Genomic DNA, 13,326 nt, shown 5'->3' with positions numbered 1-13,326 from the left:
GGAGATCCAACGCCAGATGGACAGCGCACTGGTTGCGTTCGCGGTGCGTCATTACGGCTGCGGCGTAGTAGTCCATCCGCTCTTGCAGACGCTCAGGTGACAACGCGTCGATGGCGTGCGGTGACACTTCGATTTTCAGGTGTGGGCCGATCTGGTCCAGCTTGGCGTTGAAGTTCTTGATGAGCAGGATGAAGCCGAGGTCGGCATTCTGGAGCTTGTACTGGTAGCCCGAGTCCCGGCCAACCCGACCGGCATGCCAGAACTCGCCAGCGAACTGGACCATTGCGCCCGGTTTCTCAAACAGCGCCATGATCTCGGGACGGATCAGTCCGCGATACAGCTGGCGGACCGTATCGACGCCGCAACGCAGCAAGCGGACCTTGGATAGATCGACTATCCGAGCGGTGCCCGGGTCGACGAATAGTCTGCTTTGCGAGTCTTCCAACCCGGTCATGAGGTCGATTCGTTTGAAGTCCTTATTGGCCATTCCGTTTTCCCCTTTACTCTGGATTACTGTGGTTGCTTAGTAGTGGTTATCTGACGTGTTACAGGGACGTCAGCGGGGCGCCGCCGCGCCGACGCCGGCGCCCGATGCGCTACGCTGGCGACCGCCGGCGTCTGGCTCGCGGCGCGTAGAGCTAAGCGACGCCACTGGATCAATCACGCTGGTAACCGCTCCACGGCCCGTCCAGGGCGTGATGCGTTCGCCGTCGATGTCGCAGTACATATCCATCTGTCCGGCGAAGAAGCGGCACTCCCCGAGCGGTACAACGCGGGTCAGGCCACTGTTCGAAACGAGGACGACGCGGGCGGTCTTGCTCACCGGCTTGGCGTTTCCGGTGTTCTGCCAGTAAATCGCGTCTGACTCCGGCTCTTGGGGTGCAGGTGGGCGCCATGAACCCACCGGGGCCATGACGTAGCCGCCCACGCGCCATGTCATCGACATGACCGGCCCTTCGGGTTTGCTGTACACGGCGGTAGCGGCGCGGGAGGTGCGCGACGGTGCTTGCTTGGGTTCAGGCGCTGCCACAGGAGCGGGCGCGGGCGACTTCGGAACTACCGGCGTGCTGAAGAACGAGCGCACGCCCATGACGCCAAAGACACCGCACACGGTGACGATGCCAATCAGCCCCCACAGTCCCCAGGAGCGCAAAAGCGAGGCGCGCCCATCGGCCTTGGATTCGTCGCCCACATCACCCGTGGCCGATTGCGTGGCCGACTTGTAGTAGCACCACACGGTTGGCTTGAAGGTCCCGGCGGTCTGGCGCAGGAGAGCGGTTTTCGGTGGCCGCTGGCCCTTGGCAGCACCCCGGTAGATATCGACCCGGTAGTACTTCTTGGACTTCTTGACGATGCGGTAGGTGGTTTCGACCAGCAGGGTTACCCAGGTGGCGATCTGCTCCAGATCCTGGGTAACCAGCACCACGCGCATGGACTGGCCCTTTTCATCGACCCGGTGACGGTGTTCAGCCAACAGCGCCTTGTCTTCGAGTGCCGCCGCGTTGGTCTTCTGCCCCTTGGGCCAGCGGCGCCAGAGTTCGTCGAGAACCAGCACGCAGCCGTTTGGGGCCAGCTCGGAAAGATCGCGGCGTTCGAACCAGTCTGCCGGTAGCTGGACGATGGTGCCGCCGAACTCGGCCAGCAACGCATCGACCTCGAGCGGGATGTTCGTCACCACATGCCGGCCCTGTTTCAGACTGGGGATGATGACGTGCTCAACGACTCCGTAGGTTTTGCCATGGCCGGGCATGCCGGTGTATGCGTCGATGGCCATAGGTCACCCGATGATCGGCAGGCGGCGGATGACGAAGCGGATCAGGTACGCGAGCAGCACCGTGGTGACGCCGAAGTCGAGCCGGAACATGGAGGCGAAGAACTGGACCTCTGACGGGATCGACTGCATAGCGCCGCCGGCCTGGTAGAAGAAGTCCGGCACCGGAATGGCATTGAAGAACGAGACGATGCCTTCGGACAGCTGGAAGAAGATCCACTGCGGCAGGGTTTCGATGAAGTCGATAACTGAGTCGAAGGCATCCTGGAGCCATTTGAATATCTGGGCGGGGAACGCCCACACCCAATCAATGAAACGACCTAGCTTCTCAAGCATGGCGGCACCTCACGAGGACAGGACGATACGAACGCCCAGCAGGCACCAGACGGCCAGCATGAGCGCGGAGAAGATTCCGGAGATCTCGCCCCACAGGGCGCAATGACCATCGAAGGTGATCGGCTTGCCGAACAAGGTCACCGTTCCGGATGGGCAGGCACCGGAGCCGGACGGAAAGGAAATGGCACCGACCGCGCTGCCCAGGGGCGAATTGCGGATGCCATCGAAGACGCGGGACAGGGATTCGTCGAACCCCGGCACTTTGTCGGCGCCGTCGAAGTAGCTCGGTGCGACGAACGAGCAGTCACCACCATCGCAGAAGCCAGGGCCGGAGCCTTCGCCTTCTTCGTCCTCGCCTTCGCCATCACCAGTACCGGTGCCACCATCGCCACCGCCCGAGCTGCCGCCGTCACCATCACCCGAACCATCGCCGGAGCCGTCGCCATCACCCGACCCGCCATCGGAACCGCCATCAGAACCGCCCCCGCCTGAACCACCATCACCCGAGCCATCGTCGGGGTCAGTGGGATCGGTTGGGTCCGTTGGGTCGGTCGGGTCCGGATCAGGATCTGGCGGGGTATCCGGGGAGCAGAATGTGCCGTTGTAGGTGTAGCCCTCGGGGCACTTGTCGCCATCCTCGGGTGGCGGTGTGTCATCCGGATCCTGGGTATCGCCCTCGGACGGGTTGCCGGGCGTTTGCAGCGTGCTTTCGTTGCACTCGATGCCGTTGCCGGTATAGGCGTAAACGCCGAATACACCAGGCGGGTTGCCGCTGGTGTAGACGTAGACGTTGGAGGCGGCGGTGTAGGTGAAGGCGTACTGGCAACCGTTACCGCAGACCGAGCCCGGAGGGTCAATGGTCGGCTGGCCCACAGCGGCCTTCATCAGATGTTCGTGGCTGACGGTCTGGCCGTTGGTGGCTTCGCACTGCTTGGGCTGAGGAATATCGACACACCGACCGGCGTCCCAATCCCATTGCTGGGCATTGGTGCAGCTGATGGCATAGCGGAGCGTTTGAAACAGAACAGGGCCGTTGTACTGATGGCAGTTGTATCGCGTGTCATCGACCTTGCTGACGTAGCTGACGTTGGTATTTGCCGCCTTGCACGATTCAAGCGGCGTTGGCTTGGGTATGCCGCCCGAGTAGTTGGCCCGCCAGAAGAACTCGTCTGCTGCCGCTGTTTGCATGGACAGCAACGAGAAAAACAGCAGCAACAAGCTGCATATGCGGCCTTGAGCTTTCATCCCTACCACCTCGAAAAGATCGCGTAAGCGCAGGCCGATCCGATGCAGAAGAAGGCGAACTCCCAGAGCGCTTGCATGGCTACCTCGCTAAGAGAAAGGCCGGCACTAGGCCGGCCCGGGTTGCTGGTGAGCGTTACGAACGCAGGAAGCCGAGGACGACGCGGGCACCCTTGATGCCGGCATAAACCGCTGCCAGCAGGGCTGCGACGGCGAGGACACCGGTTGCGATGGTCGAGAAGTCCACGCCATCGGTCAGGGTGCTGTAGTCCCAGCCGGCGGCGTGGGAGGCAGACGCCGCGATGGCGAAGGGAACGGCGAGGGCCAGATCGCGGGAGACGCGTTTGAGGTTTTGCATGGTGGTCACTCCAAATGGGTTTTCAGGCGTGCTTGAGGAAGTCGAGAACGGCCTTACAGCCGATGCCGATCAACAGCACAGTGGTTACGAGCGTGAATCCGATCCCGAACACCTGGGCCAATACCGCGGGGTCCAGTTGGCTGGGGTCGAACTGTTCTGGAAGCTGGACCAAGACCCAGCCCCCGGAACACAGGGGCGCTCCGCCTGCATCGACCGAGACGGTGCCGTCGCAGGTGAGCGCGTAAGTCATTCGCCGGCCTGCTCGAGGTCGGCGGTTTGTTCGGAGGGCTCGCAGTCAGGGCAGACGGCGAAATGGGGCGGCAGGCTGAGGTCTGGCAGCAGGTCGCTTTGCGGCGCGGGCAGCGCCATGAGCTTGCCCATGTCGTTGCCGCAGCAGTCGCAGTACACCCGGTCATCGATCAGCATGGCCGCCCCTCCCGATTAGTTCGCTTTGGCCTGTTCCGGCTGGGTGCCGGCTGGCTTGGCGGTTTGGGTCGGCTGCTGGGTGGGCTTGGTGGCCTGGGTGGCGGGCTTCACCGATTCCAGATGCAGGCAGAGATTGTTGCCCTTCTGTTTACCGGCTCGGGCGATCTCGAAGTGGATGCGCACGGTTTCCAGCGGCTCGAAGTTGGCGCCGGAGGCGAACACTTCGTCGGCCACTTCCAGGGGAACATCCATGCTGACGATGGACAGGCCGTTTTCGGTCTGGCCGTCCGGCTCATCGCCATAGAAGACTTTAACGATCTTTACTTCGCTGCCGTTTTGGCTGAAGGCGAGTTTCTGAGTGCCGAGAAATGCAACTTCCATAGTCGAACGTGCCATCTTGTGTTTCCTCAGTTAGTTGCGCGTTATTGCGCGGTTTGCCTTTTTGCGGGCCGAGAGAGCCCGAGCAGAGGAACTGTTAAAGTTCGCCTCTTGCCTGGGTTTACGCGGCTTGCAACGGGTTTGTGGTACTAGTTATACACGCCTGGAAAGCGTTTTTATCATCGCTAAACAACTTTCATAGTTGCCGTTAGTTTGTGGAATACAGTGGGATAGTCAGGTGTTTAAACTTTCACACTATTAATTTCATCGATAGTTCATTAACACCAAGGGCTTTGCCCTTGTCATCCCACTCTTGCCGCCGAGGGCTCGGGAGCGCGGGGCGGTGAAGCTGCCCCACACTCACGAGCGGAGGCTGTTTCTGTTCGTGCAGGGTCAAGGGTTCGCTTCGCCCGTGCTTCCGTTCGCCGGATCGGTGAAGCGTGATCCGACGAGCCGGGAGCGCGGCCCTGGACCTGATCAAATCCGAGTTGCGGCATGGCGGTGAGAATTGCTCCGATGGCTACCACCGTCAGGGACTGGCTAAGCACGAGCAACACGGTGATGACGTTCATGCGTTCACCCCACCAGCTCGAACGGTTCGTGGATCGGGACGTAGGGCGTTGGCTTGCCCGAGTCGTAGATAACGCTCCACCACTTCGCGGGGCGGTCGGGTGGCGTGTGCTTCTCGCAGATAAAGGCCGGTTCCACTTTCCACTCCGAGAGCAGAGGCTTCCAGGTTCCACCGACGCAGCCCATTTTCAGCGTGCGAATCGGCCGCGCATACGCGGGGCGGCATTGGGCGCAGCGTGTGAACGGGGAGGGAGCGGGGTTCGCCACTTCGCGTCCGGACCAGCAGACAGAGCAGTCGCAGTCCGGTGCATGCGGAAGGCGTAGATAGCTGGTCGGCTTCGACATAGGTCATCCCATCCCCTGGCTTTCCGTAGGCGGCGCGGATCATGCGGAGCGCTCCTGTTCGTTGGTGCTGGGCGCAACCTGGGCGAATGACGCTTCCAGGCGGAGGACGATTTCGGCGTTCAGGGAGCGGCGCGCAGCCCAAGCGGACTGCTCGACCTGGGCGCGGAGTGCAGCAGGCATGCGCAGCTTGAATTGCGGGTCTGTGCGGCTCATGGGTTCACCCCCGGGAAACGCACCAGACGGGTTTTGCCCAGCTTCACGCTCTCGACGGCGCCAGTTCTGACCCAGCCAGCGACCATATCTACGGATACACCGGCCAGAGCGGCGAAGGCGGCTTGCGTATAGAGAGGAGGGTTCATGCGGTCCACTCCTGTTCCAGCACCCAGCTACGCAGCAGCACGCTAGAGTCCGGTCGCACCAATGCCGGCAAGCGAAGGACTTCGCAAAGGATGTCGCTATTCATCGGCGTAATCCCCCTGGCAGAACACCGACTTGCCGCGCTCGATGTCGCGGCGGATGCGGTGCAGGTTGATGACGCGGCGGCGGCCGATTTTCACGGTCGGGAGGGTGTAGGTTTCCACCCAGCCGCGCACCACGTCCTCGGTGATCTGCTCGACGCCCATCATTTCAGCCAGCACGTACTGCGTGCAGAACGGCGCTTCCCGAAAGCTGACGATCCGTTCGGCTTGGCCTTCGATGGTTAGCCCCACTACTCCAGACTGTTCCATGTGATTACCCCTATAATCCGATCATTATCAGCGCTACGACTGGAAGAGCATGTACTTAATACATGTGTCCATAATACATTAGCGGCGCCAAATGTACATAAAACATCTATGGCATTTTTCAATGAGCGAAGGGATAACCGATAGGGGCTATCGATTACTGGAGATCGCCAGCCTCAAAACTCTGGCTGACTCTGGCAGCACTGACTACGTGCGATGGCAGAACATAAAGAGAGGAAAGGCCCGCATCGGGGCGAACGAAGTCGAGATCCTGGGAAGGGTGTTTCCAAGCTATCGGTGGTGGTTGCTTACTGGCGAAGTGAGACCAGAGAATGGCCAGACAAGCCCCGACTATGACGAGGCTAATCGAAACTTGAGCAGTCCAAGCGCGGGATAGCTATAACACGGAAAGTTGCTAAACGCTGGTACGCCCGAGATTGCACTTAACTATATAAAGAAAAAAGGATTGACGACATGACCATTAGAGTTCCTGCGATCAAAGTTCATCAATGGCATGAAGAGTGGGATAAAGTCCGCTGGGATGGGGCTAAGTATAGGTCAGAGCCGCCTAAGTTTTTCATGGTTCTATCTATGAAGGCGGTGGATCTAAGAAGGCTCTCTGCAATTTACCGCAGAAACTCTCAATCAGGCACTGCGCGAGCAGAAGACTTAGGTATTCAGCGGCGGCATGACAAACAGCGCTCTGAAGATATAAAAGAGTTTGTGAGGTTTGGGTATCCTTACTGTGACCTTAAGGAAGGAATAAGAGACAGTGGAGAGCACGAGTCTCTGAGAAAGCCTGGCTGGCTGCCTACAGGTATAGTAATCAATATTCTAAAGCCAGAGCCGAAGTGATAAGAAGGTTGCTCCAGAGGACCTCATAACTATTGAGGAGAATGGAAGGGTTGCTGAATTTGTTCTTCCTTCTTCTTATGATGGCGAAGACTGGAAGCCAAAGTCTATCGCGCCTATTGAGGTTATTGATGGGCAGCACCGTCTCTGGGCATTTGAAGAAGAAACCAGTCCTGATTTCGAAATGCCTGTGATTGCCTTCTTTGGTCTTGATATTAGTTGGCAGGCATACCTATTCTGGTCAATTAACATAAAGCCAGTAAAAATTAATGCTAGCCTGGCCTTTGATATGTATCCGCTGCTTAGGGCTGAAGATTGGCTCGAAAAGGAAGGGCATAAAGTTTATAAAGAGGCTAGAGCTCAGGAGCTTGTTGAAACGCTTTGGGTTCACCCATTAAGCCCTTGGAAAGATAAAATTGATATGTTGGCGACGCCTAATAATCCGTATGTGCGTCAGGCTTCTTGGATTCGGACAATTATTAGCGCCTTTATTAAGCCCATCGACTTGAAGAAGAGTAAGGGTGGGCTCTTCGGTGAGGTCGTTAATGCAAAAGAAAATGTTGTTCCTTGGACAAGGGCTCAACAGGCAGCTTTCTTAATCTGTACTGGTGGAGAGTTATACAGCAATCTCCAAAAAGGGCAGTATCAATGGGCGAATGTGCTTAGAAAAGAAATCAATGCTGATTGGGTTGATACAGCGAACGATCCTGCTATGTTTGGCAAGAAAACCCTTTTAAATAGTGATCAGGGTATTCGAGCTCTTTGGTTGGCGGTAAATGACATTTTTACTTGTAAGATACATGAATGGCGCCTGCTTGAATGGGAGCCCTGTGAGGATGTAGGTGATGTGACAGAGGATGCCGTCACCAATGAAATACGGAGCCTTCATGGAAATCATATATTTCCCATGCTGGCCGATTTGGCAGATTGCTTGGCTTCATTCGATTGGCGCAGCTCTGCCGCTGATGAGCTTAGCGAAGAAGAAAGATTGATCCGCAAGGGATTTAGAGGTAGTGGCGGGTACGTGGAGCTGAAGAAGAAGCTTTTAGAACATATCGCTCATAATAGTGGCAGCGGCGAGGTGGTGGATGCGGCAGATACAGCGCTACGCTACTAAGGGGCGATATTATGATTCTAAACGCCAATCAAAAAAACGTTTTAGCTCTTGCTTGTCCTAATGCCACGGAAAGAGCATTGGTGCGTGCAGCAAGCAACTTTTCGAATAGCCAGTTGATAGCGCAAACAAATAATTACAGAACGGACGCGCGTGCAAAAATACAAGCATTACTGACCGGTCAAGGTCCATTTGTTGTACGCGATCCACGAACACCACCTATTGACCGCTGGGTGTTTCGTTTAGCGAGGCAGGGTCGGTGTGCAGTTCCACGGCAGCAGCGCGTCGTAGTCCTCGACGGCCTGGGCCTGAGGCAGTCGTTCGAGGACGTGGCGCAGGTAGGCGTAGGGTTCCTGGCCGTTGGCCTTGGCGGTTTCCACCAGGCTGTAGAGCTGGGCGCTGGCGGACGCGCCCCGGGGCGTGTCGCTGAACAGCCAGTTCTTGCGGCCGATAACGAAAGGCCGGATGGCCCGCTCGGCCGCGTTGTTGTCGATCGGTAAAAAGCCGGCTTCGACGTAGCGCACCAGGCGGCTCCAGTTGCTGGCCAGGTAGCTCAGCGCCTTGCCCAGGGCATTCTGCGCGGTGACCTGGGGCTGGGTTTTCTCCAGCCAGGCGCGTAGCTGCGCGAGCAGCGGCACGCTGTGCTGCTGCCGCCCGGCCTGCCGGGCTTCGTCGCTCGCCGCCTTGAGGTCGCGCTCGATGCCGTAGAGCTTGTTGATCAAGCCCAGGGCGATGTCGGCGCGCCCGGTCTTGCCCTTGGGTTGCACCTTTTGCGCCTCGACGAACTTGCGCCGCGCATGGGCCCAGCAGGCCAGGCGTTCGACGCCGTCCCGCGCGGCCACGGCGTTATAGCCGGCGTAGTCGTCGGTCATCAGGTAGCCGCGATAGCCCTCGAGCAGGTGCAACGGCACTTCCTGCGCGCGGCTGGATGAGTAGTCGAAGAGGATCACCGGCTTATCCGGCGGGCCGCCGGTTTGCACCCACATCCAAGATTGGCTACTGGGCGCTCGGTCCGGTTCCTTGAGCACTTGCACCCGGGTTTCGTCGCAGTGGATCACGCGGCTGTCGAACAGCTGGTCGCGCAGCAGGTTGAGCACCGGTTGCAGCTGCTGGCCGCACTGGATCACCCAGCGCGCCAGGGTCTGGCGGGAAAGCTCGAGGCCGTGACGGCTCAGCACGTTTTCGAAACGGTGCAGCGGCAGGCCGTCGACGTACTTGGCGGTCAGCAGCGTGGCCAGCAGGCTGGGGCTGGCCAGGCTTTTCTCGATCAGTTGCGCCGGCTTGTCGGCGGTCACCGGCGCGGCTTCGCAGCCCCGGCAGCCGTAGGTTTTACGGATGTGGCGGATCACCCGGATCTGCATCGGCACGATCTCCAGCTGCTCGCTGGTGTCTTCGCCGATGACGTGTTTGCGGCACCCGCAGACGCAGGTCAGCTCATGTTCGGGCAGCTCATGGAGGACCTCGATGCGCGGCAGCTCGGCCGGCAGCGGCCTGCGCTTGCCGCGGCGCTTGAGCGGCGCAACGCCTTCTTCTGCATCGTCAGCGGCCTCTGCCGTGGCCGGGTCGGCCAGGCTTTCGGCCTCGTTGAACATGGCCAGCTGCGGCGAGTCGGGATCGGGGCTCTGCTCGGATTTACGGCCGAACAGGCGCTGGAGCAGCAGCGCATTTTGTTCGCGAAGGTGCTCGATTTGCCCGTCCTTGGCCGTTATTGCCTTGTCCTTTTCCGACATCTGCGCGCTCGCCGCGAGCAGCAACTGCTTGAGCAGAATCGGGTCGTCGGGAAGGGTTTTGGGCATGGTCAGCATGCCGTGGATTATACCGGTTCAGGTCACGAAACGTGGGGTCAGCACCTGGTGCGGGCGGTTGCGCCAGAGGTCGATGCCGTCCAATAACCAGTTCAATTCCTGGGCCGTCAGCACGATGGCCGCGTCACCGGGCTCGGGGTGCGACTTGAAGCGCTCGGCATCCAGGCGCTTGAGCCACAGGCAAAAGCCGTTGCGCTCCCAATACAAAATCTTCACCCGATTGCGGGCGCGGTTGAGGAAGACGAACAGCACTGGGTCGAACACGGCGACCTTGATATCCAGTTCGACCAGAGCGGCCAGACCGTCGATGGATTTTCGAAAGTCCACGGGTTGGGGGTAGAGGTAGACTTTTTCGACCTTGGCATCGGGACGCATCATGCCGGGTAAGCTCCAGAGGGAATCGGGAGCTCAGCATCCGGCCTCAGGCCGCGGGTTTGAAGGTGGGGTTCATGGCGCGGTTACCATTTGTTGAGCCAGATCTTGCGGACGTTATTGCTACATCAACAGTACTTCACTTTTACGATGGCTGGTCATATCTTGCGGAAGCACTCAAGGCTAGCTATCGAGGTGAAATAGGTATTGCGAGGCATGTGGCCTACTACGCCGAGCTCCGCGCAGCAATGTCCATTTTGGCAGCAAGCGGGATTGGAGTTTTTGACAATCGCCATGTTGTAATTGACGCGGGCGGGAGCATTGTTGCCGTTCCTGGAAAAGTACCAACTCATCAAATGGCTTGGCTTGCCCTACAGGAGTGGGGCGGCTTACAAACATCAGGTGTTTTGCTAGGAGAGGAGATAAATGCATTTGGCAGCACGTTGAATGAATGGCTAAGAGAGTTTCAGGGAACAGCAACGTTCAGTCTAACTGGTGCAGAGTGGATTAGTAACTGGGGATTGGATTTGCAGCAGTTCTCACAGGACAGAGAATCTAGGAACGAAGTAAGCTATAGGGTTAATTATAACTATGTGTCGCCGTGTAAAAAGCCACGTGAATTGGCGCCTTTTATTCGGGATATTTGGACAAATACAGAGCCAGGCGCATCGCCGTTTATTTTGCTGGACCAGTTCTTGGTTCGTGGTGCGCTTGAGAAAGTATATAAGGCAAAAGTTCAAACCAATCTTGGTAAAGATTACCTTGAGCGGGTGGCGAAGACATGTCGCAACTTAAATGCCGGGATTTACACTGACTTTCTTTGTCGAAAGGCGACGGTCAGTGATCCTGAGTTCCTGATTTTTGCTAGCAAAACTTCAGGTGTTCATGATGATTTTCAGTATCTCGAAGTTATATCGCGCGCTTATCTTCTGTTGAGAGTTGCTAGTGCGGCCACAAATTATTTATTCCGAAGGTCTGGCTTGAGCTTGCAGGACTTAGAATTTTGGTGGAAGCATACTGGTACTGCAAGCGGTTTATGGTCAAGTGTGGCTCCGCCCGATTCACCAATTGAACTTTGGGATACAATTGATATGTCGCTTGAGGATCTTAATGAGTGGGTTAGCTCAGGCGGCAATGACTGTTGGTTTGAGGTTCATAAAGATTTAGGTGCCAGCATTAATTCTTTAGCAAGAATTGAGCTGGGCGCTCTCTGGGGAATAGCGTGACGATAGAAAAATCCACTCCTTTTTTGAAGTGGGCAGGGGGGAAGCGGTGGCTGATAGATAGTCACTCAAATATTTTCCCTTTAAACTTTAGACGATATATTGAACCATTCCTTGGTAGTGGTGCAGTTTTTTTTGCTTTGCAGCCGAGTTCAGCAATATTGTCGGATCTCAATGAAGAGCTAATAGACACCTATGCAGCTATCAAAGAAGATTGGGAAAACGTTTTTGCTGCTTTAACTATGCACCATTCTAGGCATAGTAAAGAATATTATTACAAGATTAGGTCGTCAAAGCCAAGGGCTGCACATACTAGGGCGGCGAAGTTCATATATTTGAATCGGACGTGCTGGAATGGGCTGTATCGAGTAAATTTACAGGGTGAGTTTAATGTTCCTATCGGTACTAAGGTAAACGCTATTTATCCTACAGATGATTTCGGTTTGTTATCCAGGAACTTAGCTGGTGCGACGCTTCTTGCCGGGGACTTTGAGCGAGCCATTGCGATGGCTGAGGCAGGGGACTTAGTTTTTGCTGATCCGCCATATACGGTGAAGCATAATTTAAACGGTTTTGTTAAGTATAATGAGAAGATATTTAGCTGGGAAGATCAGATACGTCTGAGTGAAAGTTTGAAGCAGGCAGCTAGTAGAGGGTGCACGGTTATATCAACTAATGCGCACCATCCGGCAGTTCAAGAGCTTTATGAAGATGTTTTCCATTTAGATACTCTAAACAGACATAGTGTAATCGCTGCATCCTCTAACTTTAGGGGGAAATACGATGAGCTATTAATTCGCTCAGGGGAGACAGTGACAGTGACTACATCGTTAGGTTTTGATGAAAGACTCTGAAGTAATGAGGCCGGCAGGACTCTAAAGGCCCCGATTTCTGGGGCTTTGGGGCTCAGTGGGGTCCTCGGCAAGCGATTCATAATGCGCCGCTCGCCCGTCCAGCGACATTCACTAGACATTCAAAGGCGCCTCGCCAAAGCTAGCCGCCCTTTGTCGTTCCACCTATTTGCTGTTCCGTTTACCGAGGTAAACCATGCGTGACCGTTTTGATGAAATCCGTGCCGAGCGGGATGTTCATTCCGTCGAGCCGGTTGTTTACAACCGTGATCCCCATGCCGGGCTGTGGAAGCAGATCGCGTTGGGGATTGTGGTGGGTTATCTGGCGTTGGGTCTGATCAGTGCCGTCGGTTGGGCGGTGTTTGTGCGGTTTGCCTTGGGCAGTTTGCAGATTGCGGTGCCGTGAAAGCTGGGGCGTTAGGCTGGCGAACAGGTTCTTCTGAGGCCGCGGTATCAGCGGGCTGTGGCGCCTTCTCTTGCCGTTGACGTTACCCGTGGTGCGGCGCAGAATCGGCGCCATTTCGCGGGGAGCTATCCTCCGCTAGCGGTTTCTTTGGTGTCTGAAGGGCGTGTGATGAATACGTTGCTGTCTGCGGTCTCGGTGATCGTTTGTGCGTTGGCAATCAGTGCGGGTGTGATGCTCGATGTTCGGCACAAGCCGAGCGACGAGGCGAAGCGGGTGTATACCGCTGAGCGGGTGAACGAGATTTTGCGGCGTAATACCAAGCAGAGCTGAGCCGAGAGGCAAGGCGGCGGAATAAAAAAGAGGCGGCCCGAGGGTCGCCTTTTTCATGTCCGAAAAAAGCCGGGCGCAAGCCCGGCGAAGTCCAACGAGGAGAGGTGCTGCGGCGTGGTGCTTACCAGAGTGGCAGGCTGTAGCTGACGATGAAGCGGTTCTCGTCCAGATCGCTTTGGAAGTTGCTTCGCGTGGTGGCGTTGCGCAGCTTGAAGCCGAGGT

General features: G+C 57.0%; 20 protein-coding genes and 1 pseudogene. 6 read left to right on the top strand and 15 right to left on the bottom strand.

All coding sequences use genetic code 11. The features are described 5' to 3' along the window. From LO50_RS09475 to LO50_RS09430, 12 genes and pseudogenes are all read right to left on the bottom strand, one after another. Nucleotides 1-487, bottom strand: a pseudogene (locus tag LO50_RS09475) (hypothetical protein); the annotation flags it as partial. A gap of 69 nt (nt 488-556) precedes the next feature. Then, nucleotides 557-1,774, bottom strand: coding sequence for a zonular occludens toxin domain-containing protein (locus tag LO50_RS09470; RefSeq protein ID WP_044314822.1), 1,218 nt, complete (start codon nt 1,772-1,774; stop codon nt 557-559). A 3-nt stretch (nt 1,775-1,777) separates the two neighbouring features. Further along, nucleotides 1,778-2,107 (bottom strand): hypothetical protein, encoded by a 330-nt coding sequence (locus LO50_RS09465; RefSeq protein WP_044314821.1) that lies wholly within the window; start codon nt 2,105-2,107, stop codon nt 1,778-1,780. Between the two features lie 9 nt (nt 2,108-2,116). Then, nucleotides 2,117-3,352 carry a hypothetical protein gene (locus tag LO50_RS09460; protein ID WP_052816812.1) on the bottom strand — a complete coding sequence of 412 codons (1,236 nt, stop codon included), beginning with the start codon at nt 3,350-3,352 and terminating at the stop codon, nt 2,117-2,119. 133 nt (nt 3,353-3,485) lie between these two features. Continuing rightward, nucleotides 3,486-3,707 carry a hypothetical protein gene (locus LO50_RS09455; RefSeq protein WP_019406438.1) on the bottom strand — a complete coding sequence of 74 codons (222 nt, stop codon included), beginning with the start codon at nt 3,705-3,707 and terminating at the stop codon, nt 3,486-3,488. A 22-nt stretch (nt 3,708-3,729) separates the two neighbouring features. Further along, nucleotides 3,730-3,957 carry a hypothetical protein gene (locus LO50_RS09450; RefSeq protein WP_019406439.1) on the bottom strand — a complete coding sequence of 76 codons (228 nt, stop codon included), beginning with the start codon at nt 3,955-3,957 and terminating at the stop codon, nt 3,730-3,732. Continuing rightward, the gene (locus LO50_RS09445; protein WP_008567547.1) at nt 3,954-4,133 is read right to left on the bottom strand and encodes a hypothetical protein; all 180 of its coding nucleotides are present in this window, start codon (nt 4,131-4,133) and stop codon (nt 3,954-3,956) included. Before LO50_RS09445 ends, LO50_RS09450 begins: the two co-directional genes overlap by 4 nt. A gap of 15 nt (nt 4,134-4,148) precedes the next feature. Then, on the bottom strand, nt 4,149-4,529 hold the full coding sequence (locus LO50_RS09440; protein ID WP_044314820.1) for a hypothetical protein: 381 nt from the start codon (nt 4,527-4,529) through the stop codon (nt 4,149-4,151). Between the two features lie 558 nt (nt 4,530-5,087). Continuing rightward, the gene (pflM, locus tag LO50_RS24095; RefSeq protein WP_080902086.1) at nt 5,088-5,426 is read right to left on the bottom strand and encodes a lysogeny maintenance protein PflM; all 339 of its coding nucleotides are present in this window, start codon (nt 5,424-5,426) and stop codon (nt 5,088-5,090) included. A gap of 39 nt (nt 5,427-5,465) precedes the next feature. Continuing rightward, the gene (locus tag LO50_RS24090) at nt 5,466-5,639 is read right to left on the bottom strand and encodes an Arc family DNA-binding protein (protein WP_044314819.1); all 174 of its coding nucleotides are present in this window, start codon (nt 5,637-5,639) and stop codon (nt 5,466-5,468) included. After that, a complete protein-coding gene (locus LO50_RS24905; RefSeq protein WP_161794482.1) occupies nt 5,636-5,785 on the bottom strand; it encodes a helix-turn-helix domain-containing protein in 150 nt (49 codons plus the stop codon). Before LO50_RS24905 ends, LO50_RS24090 begins: the two co-directional genes overlap by 4 nt. 96 nt (nt 5,786-5,881) lie before the next feature. Further along, on the bottom strand, nt 5,882-6,154 hold the full coding sequence (locus tag LO50_RS09430; RefSeq protein WP_037019588.1) for a hypothetical protein: 273 nt from the start codon (nt 6,152-6,154) through the stop codon (nt 5,882-5,884). Between the two features lie 471 nt (nt 6,155-6,625). Between LO50_RS09430 and LO50_RS24655 the strand changes: the two genes are divergently transcribed. Both LO50_RS24655 and LO50_RS09425 read left to right on the top strand, forming a co-directional pair. After that, nucleotides 6,626-7,006, top strand: a complete 381-nt coding sequence (locus LO50_RS24655; protein WP_152623962.1) for a hypothetical protein — start codon at nt 6,626-6,628, stop codon at nt 7,004-7,006. A gap of 181 nt (nt 7,007-7,187) precedes the next feature. Next, nucleotides 7,188-8,120 (top strand): ParB N-terminal domain-containing protein, encoded by a 933-nt coding sequence (locus tag LO50_RS09425; protein ID WP_044314818.1) that lies wholly within the window; start codon nt 7,188-7,190, stop codon nt 8,118-8,120. 239 nt (nt 8,121-8,359) lie between these two features. On the opposite strand, the gene tnpC is transcribed toward LO50_RS09425, so the two are convergent. Together tnpC and tnpB are read right to left on the bottom strand one after the other, a co-directional pair. Continuing rightward, nucleotides 8,360-9,922 (bottom strand): IS66 family transposase, encoded by a 1,563-nt coding sequence (gene tnpC, locus LO50_RS09420; protein ID WP_041755699.1) that lies wholly within the window; start codon nt 9,920-9,922, stop codon nt 8,360-8,362. A gap of 18 nt (nt 9,923-9,940) precedes the next feature. After that, complete coding sequence (gene tnpB, locus LO50_RS09415; RefSeq protein WP_011914302.1) at nt 9,941-10,300, bottom strand: IS66 family insertion sequence element accessory protein TnpB; 360 nt, start codon at nt 10,298-10,300, stop codon at nt 9,941-9,943. A gap of 71 nt (nt 10,301-10,371) precedes the next feature. Between tnpB and LO50_RS24650 the strand changes: the two genes are divergently transcribed. The 4 genes from LO50_RS24650 to LO50_RS25080 all read left to right on the top strand — a co-directional run bounded on the left by LO50_RS24650 (nt 10,372) and on the right by LO50_RS25080 (nt 13,104). After that, the gene (locus tag LO50_RS24650) at nt 10,372-11,520 is read left to right on the top strand and encodes a hypothetical protein (protein WP_152623961.1); all 1,149 of its coding nucleotides are present in this window, start codon (nt 10,372-10,374) and stop codon (nt 11,518-11,520) included. Next, on the top strand, nt 11,517-12,371 hold the full coding sequence (locus LO50_RS24080) for a Dam family site-specific DNA-(adenine-N6)-methyltransferase (protein ID WP_152623960.1): 855 nt from the start codon (nt 11,517-11,519) through the stop codon (nt 12,369-12,371). Before LO50_RS24650 ends, LO50_RS24080 begins: the two co-directional genes overlap by 4 nt. 193 nt (nt 12,372-12,564) lie before the next feature. Then, nucleotides 12,565-12,774 carry a hypothetical protein gene (locus LO50_RS09410; RefSeq protein ID WP_042921263.1) on the top strand — a complete coding sequence of 70 codons (210 nt, stop codon included), beginning with the start codon at nt 12,565-12,567 and terminating at the stop codon, nt 12,772-12,774. A gap of 168 nt (nt 12,775-12,942) precedes the next feature. Continuing rightward, a complete protein-coding gene (locus LO50_RS25080) occupies nt 12,943-13,104 on the top strand; it encodes a hypothetical protein (RefSeq protein WP_162836509.1) in 162 nt (53 codons plus the stop codon). 121 nt (nt 13,105-13,225) lie between these two features. Here the strand turns inward: LO50_RS25080 and LO50_RS25350 are convergent. Further along, nucleotides 13,226-13,326: OprD family porin (locus tag LO50_RS25350; RefSeq protein ID WP_161794481.1), on the bottom strand; the 101-nt coding region annotated here is incomplete at its 5' end.

The organism is Stutzerimonas stutzeri, from assembly GCF_000935215.1.
Classification (GTDB): domain Bacteria; phylum Pseudomonadota; class Gammaproteobacteria; order Pseudomonadales; family Pseudomonadaceae; genus Stutzerimonas.
Note: the sequence above shows the minus strand (reverse complement) of the source record. Positions and strands in the feature narration are given on the sequence as shown.